We start from the raw sequence: 18,339 nt of genomic DNA, 5'->3' as shown, positions 1-18,339 counted from the left end.
AAAGAAGGGTTCAGCGCAGCCGCGACAAACCGCGTTCGCTCAACAGCCGCTCCGGCCGGATCTCGCGCCAGCGCGCGTCGAACGCGGCGAGCGCGCCGGCGTCGCCCGTTCGCGCCGCGAGCGACGCGCGCGACAGGCCCGAGCCCTCCTGCGCGTCGGTCCCGAGCGCCTGCTCGATGGCGGCGCGGTGCGCATCGAGATCGTCGCGCGCGCGCAGGATGCGCCGCAGCGATCCCACCGGATCCGCGAGCAAGTCCTCGTACCAGACGAGCACCGGATCGACGCCCGCCGCATGCATCCGGTCGAACGCTTCGACCGACGCCTTCAGCAGGTCGGCGAGCGCCTCCCCGCTATCGCCGAACGCGCGCGAGCTCGACCGCACCCAGTCGTCGCGGTTGCGGCACATGAACACGTAGCGCGCGTGCGGCATCGCGTTCAGGAACACGTCGATCGCGCGATTGCAGCGCGCCCGCAGCTTGATGATCGGCGCGCTCCCGCACGCGGGCTCGAACGCCGCGACGCAGCCCTGCACGACCCGCTCGCGCGCACCGTCCGCCGCCGCGCGCTCGGCGTCGTCGTCGAAATGCGCGACGCTCGTCAGCACGTCCGGCTCCGACACCGCCTGCTCGCCGGCCGCGGCCAGCAGGCGCGACAGCAACGTCGAGCCGCAGCGCCCGACCGAGAAGATGAAGGTCGGCGTCATGCGGGCCGCGCGACCGGGCATGTCCAGATGCTCGAACGGCACGTCGAGCAGCCGCCGCGCGGTGCGCCGCTGACGCTGGTAGAGAAACGGCACGTCGGTCATCGCGCAATCGTCGTCCCAGCGGCTCATGAAGAGCCGCGCGTCCCGCCAGTCGACGCACAGCGGCACGTAGCGCCGCCAGTCGGCGACGTCGGCGACGCTCGCCGCCTGCGCGACCACCTCCGTCTCGAAATCCCGCGGCCGGACCATTCGCGTCGAGTCCGCGTGACGGGACGCCAGTACGCGCAGCACGCGCACCGGCCGGCGCGCGCGTGATGACCACTCGTTCATCGTGTCGTGTCTCCGATCATCCGGCGGCGATGCACCGCGTCCGCCGCTCACCACAGCGCACCCAGCAAAACCTGCGCTTCCTCGGTGAACCCTTCCCCGCCGTTCGTGCCGCCCGCGTACTCGCCGAACACGGGCCCCTTGTCCGAATCGAACAGATCGACCCGCACGTGCTCGATGCCCGTCCAGTGCCGGTAGTAATCCGCGAGGCGCTCGGCAAGCCCGATCACCATCGGGAAGGTGTCCGGGCGCGCAATGCCGCGCTCGACGGGCTGCGCGCTGTGATACAGCCTGACGCGGTTCCAGTCGCGGTCGTAGTCGTAGGCGACGCAGCCGAGGTCATAGCCCGCGGTCACGTAGTGGACGTATTCGACGCGGCCGTGAAACGTCAGACACTTGAACTGGGACACGCACGGCGAGCCGTCGCGGTTCTCGATCATCTCTTCGACCAGCACGTCGTTGTTCAGGCCGCGATAGCACCACTGCCGCTCGAAGAACGCGCGGATGCCGTCATGGCCGACCGCCTTGCCGGTCTTCAGGTCGACGCCGTCGTCGATCAGCATCAGCACGCCGGTCTGGCAGCGCGGCTTGATCACGTAGCGCGACGGCAGCGCGGCGAAATCGCAATCGGCGACGTTGCCCTCGAAGTACAGCCTCGGCAGATACTCGCCGTATGCGTGGAGGTGGGAGCGGCACGTCAGCTTGCAGTCGAGCTGCGTCTCGCACGCCACGCGCCGCATCTCGTCCGGCGTCGCGCCGGGCAGGAAGACGCCGCGCCGGTCGTCGTAGTGCGGCCATCTCGCCCGGACTTTCTCTCTGAATGTCTTCACGACTCTCTCCGCTCGAACGTCACGCGCGGCGGGCGCGCGCGATCCAGCTCTCGCGCCTGCCGAGCCGATAGTCTTCGAGCTCGCTCCAGTCGGCGACGCCTTGCGCGCGCCAGTCGACGCGCTCGTGCGCGAGCCCGTAGTGATCGAACAGCATCTCGACGAGCGAGCGGTTCGCCCAGCCCATCAGGCCGCTCTGGCGCACGGTCGCACCCGGCGCCGCCGCGTCCTCGTAAAGGAACACGAGATTGCCGGTGCGGCTGTGCTCGCTCGGGATCACGTCGTTCAGCCAGCTGCGCATGCGCGCGAGTCCCGACACGCCGCCGAAGCCGCCCTGCTGCGTGCGCCGGACAAATGCGTTGACGCGACGGTTGCGCAGCCGTTCCCGCAGATTCCAGCGCTCGCGCGCGACCCACGTGTCGAGGATGAACGCGCCCGGCGCGATGCGGCCGACCTCGCGCACGATGTCGACGTGCTCGATCAGGTGGCTCAGCACGCCGAAGCAGAGGATCGTGTCGAACCCGCCCGTGTCGACCGACTTCAGGTATTCGACCAGGTCCGCGCAGACCACGTCGTAGCGGTCGCGATCATGGCCGCCTCGCGCGAGGTTCGCCCGCGCGCTGTCGACGTGGTCGGCGCGCGCCTCGACGCCGACCACCTTCGTCGCGCCGTGCGCGAGCGCCGCGTGCATGAAGCGGCCGTCGTGGCTCGCGAGATCGAGCACCCGCTTGCCCTTGAAATCCGCCGCGTGAGCGCTGATGAGCACTTTCGAGCGCCAGTTCAGGCGGTGCGCGTTCGCGCGGACGTTGCTCGATGCAAGAAACACCGAACCGGAGAAATCGACGCCGGATTGAATCAACTGATTTGACATATCGGACTCGCGCTAAATTGAAGAATCTGCCGCGGACCGCCCGCGGCGATCGTGTCTGCCGCCGCCCGTCACGCGGCGACGGTCGTGGCCGGCGTGCGTTCGCCGACGCCGAAAGGCACATCCCCGCGCACGCAGACGCGCTGCGCGAAGCGGCGCCCCGCGCCGTAGTCGTCGACGGCCGTGTGCATCGTGCACCGGTTGTCCCAGAGCGCGACGTCGCCGTTCGACCAGTGCCAGCGCACCACGTACTGCGGCCGCTCCATCAGCGCATACAGGTGGTTGAGGATCATCGCGCTTTCGGCCGAGTGAAAGCCCGTGATGTGGGACGTGAGAAACGGATTGACGAACAGGCACTTGCGCCCCGTCTCCGGGTGCACGCGCACGACCGGATGCTCCGCGCCGAACACGTTGGACAGGTCCATGTCCGAGCGGCCCTGCGTCTGGAACGCGCCCGGCCGCTCGGCATACTGCGGGGTCATCATGTCGTGCACCGCGCGCTGCCCTTCGAGAAACGCCTGCATGCCCGGCGACAGCGCGGCGTACGCGGCTTCGAGGTCGGCCCACATCGTGTCGCCGCCGCTGTCCGGCGTCTCCTTCACGCACAGGATCCCCATCGCGCTCGGCCGCTTCGCGATGCTGAGGTCCGTATGCCAGATCGACGCGCGGCCGGTCGACACCGCGCCGTCGAACACGGTGACCTCGGGCTGCCCGTCGGGCTTCGCGGTAAACGACGGGAAATCGGTCTCCAGTTCGCCGAACAGCTTGCCGAACGCGATCTGGGTCTCGACGCTCAGATCGGGCTGGTTCGTGAAGAACAGCACCTTGTAGCGCAGCAGCGCCTGCCGGATCTCGTCGACGCGCCCGCTCTCGACGACGCCGGCGAGCGTGCAGTTGCGCACCTGAGCGCCGATGGTTCCGCTCAGCGGCCGAATCTCCAGTGTTTCCATCTCGTCAGCTCCTTGTCGTATGAATCGCATGATCGGCCGCGCGATCGGCCGAACGATCTGCACCCTCGCCGCCGCCCGCTGCGGCGGACTCGAAGTGCGCTTGCGCAAAGCGGTACAGCTCGATATCGAATCGGTTTTTTTCCTCGACGCAGGCGCGACACGCGTCGCCAAGCGCCAGGTCGCGCCCGTACGCGCCCTCGTTGCGGCGCGCCTGCGGCGCGAGCGGCCAGCCGAATTGCCGCGAAAAGCGTTGCATCGACGCGTCGAACCGCTCCGTGAGCCCGAACGCCGCGAACCGCTCGACCAGGTTGTGCTTGGCCATCTCGAGATGCGCGTGGGTCACGCGCTCGCGTGGCGACGCGAACGTCGCGCCGGACACCGCGCGCACCTGGTAGTTGTCGAGGTCGATGCTCGCGTCGCTCGTCAGGAACTGCTCGAGCCCGATGCGTCGTTGCAGCAGATACGCGTGCAGATAGTTCATCGGCTCCTTCAGCGCGTAAAAGTAGTACGACACGAGACGCGCGACGGGCTCGCGCAGCAGCGTGACGTAGCGGCAGCCGCTCTCGCCGCCGTCGAAGCCGTACACGAAATGGCCGCGCAGCAGCGCGAACGACGCCTTCTCGCCGGCGTCGAGCCGGCGAAACGCATCGACCTTCTCGTTGACGACGGGATGCGACTCGTCCGCATAGAACTTCGCCGCGTCTCGGCCCGCGTACAGCTCGTCGAGATACGCGCCGAACGTCGTGCCGGCCGTTCTCGGGATATGCACGAATGCGATGCGATGGCCGTGGGTCGTCATGCCTCGACGCTCCGGCGGGACACCGCTTCCCACGCGTCGCCGAGCGTGCGCGCGACCGCTTGCGGACAGTCGCGCAGCAGGTAGTGGCCCACGCCCGCGTACTCGACGAGCTGCACGCTGCTGCCGATGCGCGACCAATCCCGGTAGCGCGTCTCGTACTGCGAGACGAGCGGATCCTCGGTGCCGACGAGGCACCACGCCGGGATGTCGAGCGGCGCGAGCGCGCCGCGGCTCGCCTCGTCGACGAGGTGGTTGTAGTAGACATCGGCGAGCCAACTGTCGTAGCGGAAGTCGTGCAGGAAAAACGCGCGCTCGTCGGGCCGGCTCGGCAGCGTCGAGCCGATGCCGCCGAGGAAATTCAGGATGTCGTTGTCGGTGCGCGCGTCGCGCTCGCCGCTCGCCGTGCGCATCAGCGCGCCGCCCACGCACAGCGCGCGCACATCGGCCGACCGCCTGACGAGCTCGCGCGCGACGGCGATCGCGAGCGCCGAGCCGTTGCATTGCGCGAACACGATGATCGGCAGTCCACTCGCCGCGAGGAGATCGTCGCAAACCGCGTTCGACAGGCGCGTGACTTCGGCGAGCATCGCCGCGTCGCTGTCGACCGCGTTGCGCGGCAGCTTCACCGCGAACACCGCGAGCTCGTGCGCCTGCCCGGCCATTGCCCGGCTCATCTCGACGAAATTGACCGGGCCGCCCGCCGCGTTCGCGATGCAGACGACGACCGCCTTCGCCGTCGCCGGATCGCCCGCCATCGGCACGATCGAGCGCTCGAGCCCGGGCGCGCGCTCGAGATGCGCGGCGAGCGCCTCGATGGTCGGATGATCGTAGATGTCGGTCACTTCGAGCGGCGCGCCGTATTTGGCCGCGATGCGAATCGCCTTGAACGAATCGCCGCCGAGCTCGAAGAAATCGTCGCGAACGCCGAACGCGTCGTGGCCGAGCACGTCACGGAAGATCTCCGTCAGGCGATGCTCGACCGGCGTGCGCGGCGCGACCGCGCGCGCGCTCGCGCGCGGCGTTTCGTTCAGGAACTGCTCGCGCAGCCGGTTGCGGTCCACCTTGCCGCTCGGCAGTTGCGGCAACTCCGCCTCGAAGCGGAAGACGGACGGCACCATGTACGGCGGCAGCTTCGCCTTCAGCAGATCGACGATCTCGTCGCGCGCGCCGTCGAGCGGCACGACATACGCGCAGAGGAACGCCTCGCGGTTCTCGGGCCGGATCGCGAGCACCGCCGCCTGCCGGACCGCGGCGATCGCACGCAGGCTCGCCTCGACCTCCTCGAGCTCGATGCGCATCCCGCGAATCTTCACCTGCCGGTCCTTGCGGCCGTGAAACATCAGCACGCCGTCCGCGCGCATCTCGCCGACGTCGCCCGTCCGGTAGAGGCGCCCCTTGTAGCGGTCGGGAAACGGACTCTTCACGAACGCCTGCGCGGTGGCGCCCGCCATGCCGATGTAGCCGCGTCCGATGCCGACGCCCGTCGCCACGATCTCCCCCTTCGTGCCGATCGGCACCGGGCGCAGCTCGTCGTCGACGATGTAGATGTCGAAATTGGCGAGCGCACGGCCGACGGGGACCGGATTCTCGATCTCGTCGTCGGGCGACATGATGTGATGCGTGATGTCGTCGGACGCCTCGGTGGGGCCGTAGGCGTTGATGAGCTTCGTCGCGGGAAACAGCGCGAACCAGCGCCGGATCAGCGTCGCATCGACGGTCTCGCCGTTGACGATCAGGAACGTCAGCGATGCGGGACGCACGCAGTCGGGGTGCTCTTCCAGATATTCGACGACGGCGATCAGATAGGTCGGCACCACCTCGAGGATCGTCACGCCGTCGGCGGCCATCCGACGGACCAGCCCGGCGATGTCGTTGACGACGCGGTCGTCGTAGACGAACGTCGTGCCGCCCTTGGTCAGCGCGATGAACATCTGCCAGACGGACACGTCGAAGCTCATCGACGAGTTCTGCGCGACGCGGCTGTCCGCGCCCATCTCGAGGTCGAGCGCCTTGTTCGCGATGTTGTTCAACATGCCGATGTGCTCGATCATCGCGCCCTTCGGCTTGCCGGTCGATCCCGACGTGAACAGCACGTAGCTCAGATCGTTGCCCGAGAGGTGGACATCGGGGTTGTCCTCGAAAAGCGGGTCGTCCTTCACGAGATCGTCGAACACGACGCGCGGCACGCCGGCGACGGCCGGCTCGGCGGCGGCCACTGCCGCATCGACGACGAGCGCCTTCGCGTTCGCCAAGTCGAGCATCTCGCGCATGCGCTGCTCGGGCAGGACGGGATCGATCGGAATGTAGGCCGCGCCGATCTTCCAGATCGCGAGGATCGTCAGGACCAGCCGGTCGCTGCGCGCGATGCGCACGCCGACGAGCGAATCCGTGCCGAGATCCGGAAACGCCTGCATCAGCCGATTCGCGATCCGGTTCGCGGCACGGTTCAGCTCGCCGTAGCTGTATGCGCGATCGTTGTAGACGAGCGCGCGGCGCTCGGGCGTGGCCGCCGCGTGATCCTCGACGAGGTGCGGCACCAGATGGCGGCCGAGCCGCAGCTCGCCCTGCCGCAACACGCAACTGAGCGGCGCCGCGCCGTCCGCCCGAGGCTGCGCGCGCGCGGCGCCTTCGCCGCCGGGCACGTCGCCGACGGGCCGCTCGAGGTCGTCCGGAATGCGGTTCAGCACTGCTTTCAGGTTGTCTGCCATGGTTTCGATATCCTCGATGTGGTACCGCGAACGATCAAAATTGATTTCGAGGCGCAAACGCGTCCCCGGTGTGGCGGAAACGGTCAGGCCGTAATGCGTTTCCTCGGCGTAGCCGTAATCGCGCAGGCCGAGAATGCGCTCCGCGCTGAGTTCGGCGAGCGGATAGTTCTCGACGACGAGCAGGCTGTCGAAAAGCGACTGCCCGCCGCGCATTCCGCTTTCGCGCTGGATGTCGATGAGCTCGACGAGCTGCGCGTGCGCCTCCCTCTCGACGTGGCGGTCGTGCACCGCGCGCAGCCAGTCGCGCAGCGGCATCGACGCGTCGATGTCGACACGCGCCGGCACCGTCGCGATCAGCGGGCCGACGATCGTCTCGATGCCGGGTAGGTCGATCGCGCGCCCCGACGTCGTCACGCCGAACACGGGCGCCGTCTCGCCGCTCCCGCGCCCGAGCATCAGCGCCCAGGCCGCCTGCAGCATCGCCGCCAGCGTCACCCGGCATACGCGCGCGGCTTCCACCAGACGCCGCGTCGCCGCTTCGTCGAGCGAACGCTCGACGACGGGCGTCGCCTGCGCCTGCCCCGCGAGCCCGGTCTGCTCGATGCCGAGCACGGTGCGATGCGTGCGCGCGCCGATCTGCTCGCGCCAGTACCGCCTGTCCGCGTCGCTCGCGCGCTGCTGCCGCCACGCGAGCACCGCGTCGAACTGCGCCGCCGCCGGCAGCGCGGCGGGACGCCCGTCCGCGAGCGCCTCGTAGATGCGCAGCAGATCGGACCAGACGAGCTGCACGCTCCATCCGTCGAGCACGGCGTGGTGATAGGTCCAGACGAAGCGGTATTGCGCATCGTCGTGGCGCACCAGATGGAAACGCATCAGCGGCGCGCATCCGAAATCGAACGGCGTGGCCTTGTCCGCCGCGAGCAACGCCTGGAAGGCCGCATCGCGCGCGTCGGGCGCGAGGTGCCGGTGATCGATGTCGCGCCACGGGCACGCGACGTGCGCGCTCACGATCTGCAACGGCTGCTCGCGCTCGAATCCGACGAATGCGGTGCGCAGCGCCGCGTGGCGCTCGACGATCGCCTCCCATGCACGCCGCAAGCGCGCGGCGTCGAACGTGTCGCCGCCGACAGTCGCATAGACCTGATTCGTATAGGCGCTCGCCTGGTTCGGCAGCAGACTGTGGAACACCATCCCCCACTGGATCGCGGTCGCGGGGTACAGCGTGTCGAGCTTCGGATGGCGCGCGTGCCAGGCGGCAAGCTCGTCCTGCGTCACGGCGGCGAGCGGGAAATCCTCGGGCGTCGGGCACCACGCGGCGCGCGCGTTGCAGTGCGCGGCGATCTCGCGCAGCGCATGCATGAAATGCCCGCCGAGCGCCGCGATCGACTCGTCGTCGAACGCGTGCGCCGAGTAGTCGATCTCGAACGCGAGGCAGCCGTCCTTGACCTCGCCGTTGATGCCCAGCTCATGCTCGCGCGGCCTCGCCGCCGAGATGTCGTCGCGCGACGACATGCCGAGCACGGCGATGTCGGCCGCCTCTTCGTCCGCGACGTCGAACTGGCCCAGATAGTTGAAGACGATCTCCGGCGCGTGGGCGGCCTCCTCGGCCGCCAGTTCCGGATCGCCCGTTATGTGGCGCAAAATGCCGTAGCCGAGGCCGTGATGCGGCGTCGCGCGATACTGCGCCTTGACCGCCATGATCGCCGCGGCCACCGGGTCGGAGGCCCGCGCGCGCTCCGCCAGCGTCAGCAACTGCGGGTAATAGCTCGTGAACCAGCCGAGCGTTTCGCCCACGTCGAGCAGCGCGAGCTCCGCGCCGTACCGGGCGAGCACCTCAGCTTCGCGCCCGTGTCCCTCGAGCGCGACGCGAAGCGTGTCGTGCCCCTGCCACCGGTGGGCCGCGAGCAGCAGTCCGGCGAGCAGCAGCTCGATGGTCTGCGTCCGGTACGCGTGATGCGTGTCGGCCAGCAGCGCGCGGGTATCGGCCGCATTCAGGCCGAACGACCGGACGCGCGTCGCGCGGCGGGTCGTGTCGCCGCGCGCGCCGCGATCGAGCCGCAGGCGCGCCGCCGGCGCGCGCAGCACGCGCAGCCAGTGCGCGCGCTCAGCGCGCAGCGCCGGGCTGTCGGCTGCCGCGACGACCGCTTGCGCCCATGCCTGGTAGGTGTCGCGCTTCGGCCCGAGCGTGAGCGAGTCCCGCGCCGCCCATTGCGTGAACGCTTGCCGCAGGTCCTCCACGATCACGCGCCAGGACACGCCGTCCACCACCGCGTGATGCCCGATCAGCAGCAGGCGCCCCCGTCCCTGCGCGCCGGCCGCAAGGGCGGCGACGAAGAGCGGGCCGTCGGCGAGGCGCACGCTGCGCCGCGCGTCGGCGAAGAACGCGTCGACCGCCGCTTCGGCCGGCCGGGCCGACGCGGCGCCGCACACCGTCAGGCGCACCGCCGCGTCGCATGCCTGCGCCGCGGCGAAGTGCGCGCGCCAGCCCGCCTCCGTACGCCGGAAGCGCAGCCGCAGCGCGTCGTGGCGCGCGACGAGCGCCGCAAGCCACGCGGCGAGAAAGTCCGCGTCGACGCCCGCGGGCACGTCGAGGAGCCGCGACTGGTGATAGTGATCGACGTGCATCGAATCGACCGAGAAAAACCAGTGGTGAATCGGCAGCAGCGGCATGTCGCCGGCGCTCGCCTGCCGCTGCGCGCCGAGCGCCTCGCATCGAACGTTCGCCGCGAGAAGCTCGACGGTCTGATGGCGGAAGATGTCGCGCGCCGAAAACACGAAGCCCTGCTGGCGTGCGCGCGCCGCCACCTGGATCGACAGGATCGAATCGCCGCCGACGGCGAAGAAATTGTCGGTCACCCCGAGATCCGGCATGCGCAGCACGGATTGCCAGATCCCGCACAACGTGCGTTCCGCGTCGTTGCGGGGCGCCACCGCGCCGGGCGCGGCATGCCGGGCCGGCGCGTCGACGGGAAGCGCCTCGAGCGCCTTGCGGTTCAGCTTGCCGGTGATGCCCTTCGGCAGCGAAGGCGTCAGCACGTAGGCCGCCGGCACCATGTAGTCCGGCAAACGCTGCTTGAGCGCGCTGACGAGGGCGTCGCGAAAGCGCGCGTGCTCCTCGCGCGCGGCGCTCCGCTCCATGCCGTCCGCGGCAACGACGTATGCGACGAGCTGCGCGGCGCCGTCGGGCTCCCGCTTCAGGATCACGGCCGCCTCGTCGACGAGCGGGTGCGCGTTCAGCGCGCTCGCGATCTCGTCGAGCTCGACGCGATAGCCGCGGATCTTGATCTGCTGATCGGTGCGCCCGAGAAACTCGAGCATTCCGTCGCGCGTCCAGCGCGCGAGATCCCCGGTCATGTAGATGCTGCCGCCCGGCGCGAACGGGTCCGGCAGGAACCGCTGCGCGGTCAGCGCCTCGCGATTCAGGTAGCCGCGCGCGACGCCCTCGCCGGCGATATAGAGATCGCCCGGCATCCCGACCGGCATCGGCCGCAGCCGTTCGTCCAGCACGTAGACGCGCATGTTGCCGAGCGCGCGCCCGATCGGCACCCTGCCGTTCGGGATCGGCACGGCGTGCGCGTAGCCGGTGGCGAACACGGTCGCCTCGGTCGGGCCGTACATGTTGTAGATCGACGCGGGACGCAGCGCGCTCAATGCGTCGTTCGCGAGCGCGCTCGTCAGTTCCTCGCCGACGACGAACACGTGCTCGAGCCGGTGCTCGCGGGCAAAGCGCGCGTCCGACGCCGCCTCCGTCACGAACTGGCGCAACAGCGACGGCGTGAAGTTCACGTGCGTGACGCCGTGCCGCAGCACCGCATCGACGATCAGATCGGGCGAGCCTTCGGCCTGCGGCGCCAGGATCGCGAGCGAGCCGCGGCCGACGAACCAGCCGAACAGCTCCGGCACCGACACGTCGAACGCATAGTTCGTCTTCAGCAGATAGCGCTCGTGCGCGCCCACCGGATAACTCGCCTCCATGGCATCGAGCAGGTTCGTCACGTTCGCGTGCGTGACGACGACGCCCTTCGGCGTGCCGGTCGACCCCGACGTATAGAGCACGTAGGCCGCTGCCTGCGGGTCGACGGCGGGCGCCGCCTCACGCGGCGGCGCGGCGCGCGGCGGCGCGGGCTCGTCGAGGCACAGCGTCTCGACGCCGAGCGACGGGAACCGCTCGCGACGGATCGGGCGGATCGTCAGCAGCATCGCCGCCGCGCTGTCGCTCAGCATGAAATCCACCCGGTCGGCCGGCAGTTGCGGGTCGATCGGCACATACGCGCAGCCGGCCTTGAGCGTTGCGAGGATTGCAATCAGCATGTCGAACGAGCGCTCGAAGCAGATCGCGATGCGCTTCGGCTCGCCGCCCGTTCGCTCGAGCAGCCGGCCGGCGAGCGCATCGACGCGCCCGCCGAGCGCGGCGAACGTCATCGACGCAGCGCCGGCGCGCAGCGCGATCGCGTCGGGGCACTCGCGCACGCGGGCGTCGAAGCGCGCGTGGATCAACGGCGACCCCGTCCGCTCGAATGCGGTCGCGTTCCAGGTGCGCGTGACCTTGTCCAGTTCGTCGTCGGGCATGCACGAAAGCGACGCGACGGGCGCATCGGGCATCGTCGCGATCTGCTCGAGCAGCGCCTCGTACTGCGCGAGCATGCCGTCGATCGAGCTGCGCGCGAACAACGCCGTCGCGTATTCGATCGCGCAGGCGAGGCCGTCGTGGCGATGGGCGATCTCGAGGCTCAGGTCGTACTTGGCCGCGCCGACGTCGTGCTGCACGGCGCGCACGGGCTCCGCCTGCTCGGCCCCGGCGCCCGCCCGCTCGTTGTGGAACTCGAACATCACCTGGAACAGCGGCGTGTGGCTCGGGTTGCGGCTCGCGCCCGCGAGCTCGAGCACCTCGCGCAAGGGCAGTGCCTTGTGCTCGTATGCGTCGAGCGTCGCTTGCGCGACCCGCGCGAGCAGGCCGCTGAACGGCTCGTCCGCGCGCACGCACGCGCGCAGCGCGACCGTATTGACGAGATAGCCCACGGTCGACTCGAACGCGCCGGCATCGCGCGCCGCCATCGGCGTCCCGATCGCGAACGCGTGTTGCCGGCTGCAACGCCACAGCAGGATCTGCCATGCGGCCATCAGCGTCATGAACAGCGACGCGCCGTGACGCGCGCCGACGGCCGCGAGCCGTTCGGCGAGCCCGGCGGGCAGCGTGCGCAGCGCCGTCGCGCCGGCGCCGTCGCGCACGGCCGGCCGCGTGAAGTCGGTCGGCAAATCGAGCACTTGCGGCACGTCGGCCAGTTGCGCGCGCCAGTATTCGCGCAACCGGGCGCAACGCTCGGGCGTGAGCGCTGCGCGCTGGCCGCGCGCGAACGCGCCGGGCGAAGCCGCCGCCCCGCTCCACGCGATCGCCCGGCCCGCTTGTAGCGTGCGGTACGCATCGACGATGTCGCGCGACACGACCATCCGCGACCATGCATCGAAGACGATGTGATGGACGACGACCTGCAGCACGTCGCCATCCGGCGCCACGCGGTACAGGCACGCGCGCAAGAGCGGCCCCGCGAGCAGATCGAAGCGCGGCTGCGCGAAGCGCGTCAACGCATCGCGCAGGCGGGATTCGCGCTCGTCGACTTCGGCGGGCGCGGGCAGCGCGGTCTCGGACCAGTCGACCTCGGTCTCGGCGCGCACGCATTGCCGCAAACCGTCTGCGTCGTGCCGAAAAGTCGTGCGCAGCGACGGATGACGCGCGACCACCTCGGCGAGCGCCTGCTTCATCAGCGCGCAGTCCACCGGGGCGTCAAAGCGCAGCGCGATCGACAGATGGTAGGCGGCGCCCTCGTCCTGAACCTGCGCGGCGAGCCACAGATCCTCCTGTGCGGGAGAGGCCGGCGCGTCGTCGGCGTCCTCCGGCACGGCGGGCGCATCCGAGCGCGCGGCGTCCGGCTCGCGCGCCGCGCCGCCCGTCCGCTCGACCAACGCCGCCAGCTCGCGCAACGTCGCGCACGCGAGCACGTCGACGCGCGTCGCATTCGTGCCGCCGCACGCGCGCACGACATCGACGAGTGCGTCGAGCGACAGCGCGTCGCCGACGTGATCGACGAGCGGTTCATCCACGTCGATGTCCGCCACGTCCAGATGCGCGGCGAGCCCGGCGCGCAGCCGCAGCGCCCCCTCGACCATGTCATATGATTGATTCATATGCAGTCCTGTTTTATGCGTCTCGTACTGAAGAACTCGTGCTTGCGCCGTCTTCCGCAAGCGCGCGGACCCGCCCCGATCCGCGCCGCTAGATCAGCACCCCTTCGTTGCGCGGCGCGAGCAGCGTATCGGCGAGCCGCTTCACGTACTGCCGCAGCTCGGGCACCGCCGTCGCTTCCCAGTCGCGCGCCTGCAGCAACGGCCCGACATAGCGCAGCCATGCCGATGGCGAGCCGTCGCGGCCGCGCACCGCGCCGTCCTCCGCGATCTCGAACCCCATGCCGATCGCATCCGGCACGATCAGACCGGCCGCGTACAGATTGCCGAGCAGCGACCCCGCGCGCGCGCTGAAGTCGGGCGCCGGCCCCGTGCAGTTGACGACCGCACCGACTTCGAGGCGCTCGTCCACGGTCGCGCCGCGCCGGCGAACCGCCACGCCGACGCCACGCGCATGCTCGGTGTAGCCCGTCACCCGCCCCGCCATGACGACGACGCCGCCTCGCCCGACTTCCGCTTGCAGCCGCGCCGCCGGCCCGGGCGCGCAGCGGTGGCGATGCACGTCCCAATACGGCCGGACATGGCGCAGGAAGCGCCGGCGCTCGTCGCTCGACAATTGACGCCACAACGCGGGCGTCGCCGCTCGCAGCGAACCGATCACGTCGCGCCAGTCGCCGCCGCCACGGAGCGCGTCGCGCACCGCCTCGCGCACGGCACGCACGTAATGGCGCACGTTCGCGTGCGCGAGCATGCGGCTCGCCAGCCGGTCGTCGTAGTACGGCGCCGCGTCCATCTCGCGATGCGCGAGCGGCAACAACCCATGGCGCGACACCACGTGAATCGGCGCCACGTGACCTCGGGCACGCAGATCGAGCACGACGTCCATCATCGTGAGGCCGCTGCCCACGAGCAGCACCGGCGCGTCCGGCGCGATGCCGCGCAGCGCGCCGGGGCGCCACGGATCGCTGACGTAGGCGCCGCTGTCGTAGAACCGCCTCTGCGATTCGGCGATGAACGGATCGCGACGCATTTCGTTGCCGCTGCTCAGCACGACGCGCTCGGCATGGATCACCGTGCCGTCGTCCATCGTGATCGCCCCGCGCGCGCCGCCGTCGACCGGCACGATCCGCACCGCGCTTCCCACCACGCTGCGCAATTCAACGCCCGCTCCGGCCTGCTCGATCGCCTCGGTCAAGCGCGCCTCGAGGTAATCGCCGTATATCCGCCGCGGCACAAAGCTGTTGCGTGCGACGCGCGGATCGCGCCCGTTCGCGTACCGATAGAAATCGTCGTCGTCCCCCGCCATCGCGCTCATCCGGCCGGCGGGCACATTGAGCAGATGGCCGAGCGCGCGCGTGCCGTAGGCCACGCCGCGAGCCATCGCGCCCGATCGATTGATCAGCAGCACCCGCATCGGCCGCACCGGCGGCCGCCGCAGCAGATGCGTCGCCAACGTCGCCCCGCAAAATCCCGCACCGATAATCGCAACTGTCGTCGTGCTCATCGATTCCTCGTTCGCTTTGAGTGAGTCGAGCGCCCCGGTCCCCGGGCGCCTATTCGTTCGTCGCCGCCATCGGATCGCGCCGGCCGCGGTCCGTCACCTTCGCCGGAAACACCACTGCGCCCGCCTGCTTCCCGCCGATCCGCGCGGGTTCGTGCTCGCTCGTCAGCATCTGCCCTTGCGCATCGGTCACGTTCGGGTAGGAGCGCATGCCGTCGCGATCGATTCGAATTCGACGGCCGATCTGCCGTTCATGTCCGTTGCGGCTCGCCGCGCGCGTGCTCGCCGAGCATCTCGTGCGTCGGCAACGGCAGCCATGCCGCGAGAACCACCGATACCGCCATCATCAGCGCCGATATCGCGAATGCCGAGTTGATCGAACTGCTCGTCGCCGCGACGCCCCAGAGGTAGCTGCCGATCGAGAGTCCGCCGACGATGAACGAGTGAAACAGCGACAGCGATCGCCCCGCCACCCAAGCCGGCGACGCCGTCTGAATCGTGAGGTTGTAGGTCGAGACGCACGCGACCCAGCTCCCGCCCGCGACGGCGAGGCCAAGCATCGCGACGGCCTGGCACGGGCTCCACGCCGTGGCCAGCATGCCGGCCGCGAACGTGAGCGTGCACAGCCGGATCAGCGCCTCGCGGCCGAGCCTCGCGCGCCCTGCCGCGCCGCCCAGCGCGCCGCACGCCGCGCCCGCGCCGAACGATGCGAGCAGGATCCCGTAGGTGCGCGCCTCGCCGCCGAATTGCGTCTTCGCAAAGAGAGGCAGAAGCGCCCAGACGGGGCTGCCGAGAAATCCGAACAGGCTGCTGCGAATCAGCGTGCCGCGGATGCCGGGCGTGCGGACGCAATAACGAACGCCTTGAACCAGCATCGTCGCGAGGCGCGCGCGCGCGGGCTTTCGCGCGGCGGCGCCGCGTAGCGAACGCGACAGCACATAGATGAGCCCCGCGTACGACAGTCCGCTCAGGACGAACGCCGCATTCGGCGAGACGGACGCCACGATGAAGCCGCCCAACGCCGGCCCCGCGGTGCGCGCGAAGTTCATCGAAAAGCTGTCGAGCGCGATCGCCGCGGACAGCTCGTGCGCCGGCACCTGCTCGGTCACGGCGGACTGCCACGCGGGCTGAAACATCGCGCCCGCGCAGCCGCCGACGAACATGCAGACGAGCAGGCGCATCGGCGTCATCGCGCCCGCGGCCACGAGCGCGACGAGGCACAGCGCCACCGAGAACATCAGCGACTGCGACAGCAGCATCACCGTGCGGCGATCCCATGCGTCGGCGGCGACGCCCGACATCAGCGCGAACAGCGCGATCGGCAGCGTGAACGCCGTCTGCACGAGCGAGACCATCGTCGGCGACGGCGCCATCGACGTCATCAGCCACGAGGCCGCAACGGTCTGAATCGATCCGCCGATGTTGCCGACGAGGCTCGCGATCCAGATCGACGCGAACGTGCGGTACGCGAACGGACCGCGCAGCGTCGCGAGCCACGAGACGCGCGCGGGCCGCGTGGCTTCGTCGATGCTGTCCTGCGCGCTGTCGGTCATGTCCGTCTCGCTGAATCGAGTTGATCGCGTCGACATTTCTCCGGCCGCGGGGCCGGTCATCGTGAAGCCAGCAAGTGCTCGGCCAACGACTCGACCGTCGGATGACGGAACAGGTCGCCAAGCCGCGCATCGAGCTCGAGGTCGCGCTTCACGCGCGAGAGCAGTTGCGTGCCGAGCAGCGAATCGCCGCCGAGCTCGAAGAAGTTCTCGTCGATGCCGACTGCGTCGCGTCGCAGCACGTCGGCCCAGCACGCGGCGAGCACCCGATGCAGCGGCGTGCGCGGCCCCTTGCGCTCGCCCGCCGATGCGTCCGCCCGCGGCGGCGCCGGCAGCGCGCGACGATCCAGCTTGCCGTTCGGCAGCAACGGCATCGCGTCGAGGCGAACGATCGCGCGCGGCACCATGTACGCGGGCAGACGCTGCGCGACGTAATCGCGCAACGCCGCGACGTCGACCAACGCCTCGCGCAGCACGACGTAGGCGACGACTGTCTGCTGCTGCGTGAGGTCGTCGAGACGCGGCAGCACGATTGCCTGCAGCACATCGTCGTGCCCGCCGAGCGTCGCCTGGATCTCGCCCAGCTCGACGCGCAAGCCGCGGATCTTGATCTGATCGTCGACCCGCGTCAGGTGCTCGTAGCATCCGTGCGCGTTCATCCGCAGCAGATCGCCCGTGCGATACCGCCGCGCGCCGTCCGGACGCGCCGCTTCGCCGAAACGCTCGGCCGTCAGGTCCGGACGCCCCCAGTACCCGAGCGCGACGAACGGGCTGACGATCGCGAGCTCGCCTTCCGTCGCGCAGACATCGCCGGCGGCATCGAGCAGCGCGACCTCGACGCCCGGCACCGGCCGGCCGACCGGCAGGCGCGCGACGGCCGCGTCGGCGACGGGATCGGCGACGTACTGCAGCGCCGTCGTGCATTCGGTCGGCCCGAGGCCGTTGAGCAACCGGCATTGCGGGCCGCCGTGCCGCGCCACGAGCGCCACGTCGCCCCCCGTCGCCGCCTCCCCGCCCAGCACGACCCAGCGCAGCGCGGCCGGCCGGGCGAAGGCGGGAAACGCGGCGCGCAGCACGCTCGGCGTCGAATGCCAGATCGTCATGCGCTCGCGCGCGAGCCAATCGCCGATGCCCTCGACGCCGCGCTCGCGCACGTCCCAGAGATGAAGGCTCGCGCCCGTCAGCAGCGTGGCGAAGATATCCATCACCGACGCGTCGAAGCCGTAGTACGGCAACAGCGTCATCCGGTCGTCGTCGCCGAGGCCGATCGACGACGCATAGCACGCGGCGTGGTGCAGCACGTTGCGGTCGCATTGCATCACGCCCTTCGGCACGCCGGTCGTGCCGGACGTGAACAGCAGATACGAAACCGCGTCGCTGCCGCGCGCATCCAGCGGGCCGTCCGCTTCCGGCAGGCTCGCGTCGTCGACGACGCTCGCCGCGACGCCAAGGCGCGCCGCCGTCTCGGCGAGCGCAGGCGCGGCGAGCACGATCCGGCAGCCGCACTCGCGCACGATCGACTGCAGGTGCGGCAGCGGGTGGTCCGCGATCAGCGGAACGTAGAACTTGCCGGCGCCCAGCACGCCGAGCATCGCGGCGATCATCGGCGCGCCGTGCGCGTAGAGCAGCGCGACCGGCTCGCTGCCGTCCCCGCCCGCCGCGCGCACCGCTTCGGCGATGCGGCATGCCCGCGCCGCGAGCATGCCGTACGTCCAGCGCTCGTCGCCGCACACCACCGCCGCCGCATCGCGACGGCGCGCGGCCACGTCGGCGAATCGCGCCGTCAGCGAATCGGCGGCGGCGATCTCGGCCGCGGCCGCCGTCGCAAAATGCCGGCCAAATCGATCCGCGCGCGCCGGCGCGACGTCGTGCGCGCGAGTCATGTCGTGAACGCTCATCGTGTGTCTCGCCATTCGCTGTCGGGAA

The 18,339-nt window shown here is 70.2% G+C and carries 10 protein-coding genes; all 10 read right to left on the bottom strand.

The genetic code is table 11. The features are described from left to right. Positions 1-10: 10 nt before the first annotated feature. A complete protein-coding gene (locus BG90_RS14440; protein WP_025989895.1) occupies positions 11-1,087 on the bottom strand; it encodes a sulfotransferase in 1,077 nt (358 codons plus the stop codon). Further along, a complete protein-coding gene (locus BG90_RS14435) occupies positions 1,081-1,860 on the bottom strand; it encodes an ATP-grasp fold amidoligase family protein (protein ID WP_010116062.1) in 780 nt (259 codons plus the stop codon). The genes BG90_RS14440 and BG90_RS14435 overlap by 7 nt, the downstream gene beginning before the upstream one ends. Before the next feature lie 19 nt (positions 1,861-1,879). Further along, positions 1,880-2,728 (bottom strand): class I SAM-dependent methyltransferase, encoded by an 849-nt coding sequence (locus BG90_RS14430; RefSeq protein ID WP_010104800.1) that lies wholly within the window; start codon positions 2,726-2,728, stop codon positions 1,880-1,882. Between the two features lie 68 nt (positions 2,729-2,796). Beyond that, complete coding sequence (locus tag BG90_RS14425) at positions 2,797-3,675, bottom strand: TauD/TfdA dioxygenase family protein (protein WP_010116063.1); 879 nt, start codon at positions 3,673-3,675, stop codon at positions 2,797-2,799. Between the two features lie 4 nt (positions 3,676-3,679). Then, the gene (locus BG90_RS14420; RefSeq protein ID WP_010116064.1) at positions 3,680-4,474 is read right to left on the bottom strand and encodes a sulfotransferase family 2 domain-containing protein; all 795 of its coding nucleotides are present in this window, start codon (positions 4,472-4,474) and stop codon (positions 3,680-3,682) included. Then, positions 4,471-13,365, bottom strand: coding sequence for a non-ribosomal peptide synthetase (locus tag BG90_RS14415; protein ID WP_045568188.1), 8,895 nt, complete (start codon positions 13,363-13,365; stop codon positions 4,471-4,473). Before BG90_RS14415 ends, BG90_RS14420 begins: the two co-directional genes overlap by 4 nt. Positions 13,366-13,453: 88 nt before the next feature. Further along, positions 13,454-14,866: an FAD/NAD(P)-binding protein gene (locus BG90_RS14410; protein ID WP_010116100.1), complete on the bottom strand. Its 1,413-nt coding sequence runs from the start codon at positions 14,864-14,866 to the stop codon at positions 13,454-13,456. Positions 14,867-14,915: 49 nt separating this feature from the next. Next, entirely contained in the window at positions 14,916-15,074 is a 159-nt protein-coding gene (locus BG90_RS36765; protein WP_010104823.1) for a hypothetical protein, read from the bottom strand. Positions 15,075-15,114: 40 nt separating this feature from the next. Next, on the bottom strand, positions 15,115-16,416 hold the full coding sequence (locus BG90_RS14405) for an MFS transporter (protein ID WP_038802685.1): 1,302 nt from the start codon (positions 16,414-16,416) through the stop codon (positions 15,115-15,117). 56 nt (positions 16,417-16,472) lie between these two features. After that, a complete protein-coding gene (locus tag BG90_RS14400) occupies positions 16,473-18,311 on the bottom strand; it encodes a non-ribosomal peptide synthetase (RefSeq protein WP_010116105.1) in 1,839 nt (612 codons plus the stop codon). Between the last annotated feature and the right edge of the window lie 28 nt (positions 18,312-18,339).

It is taken from the genome of Burkholderia oklahomensis C6786, assembly GCF_000959365.1.
In the GTDB taxonomy this organism is placed as follows: Bacteria; Pseudomonadota; Gammaproteobacteria; order Burkholderiales; family Burkholderiaceae; genus Burkholderia; species Burkholderia oklahomensis.
The sequence above is the reverse complement of the archived record's forward strand: the minus strand, read 5'-3'. Positions and strand labels throughout refer to the sequence as shown.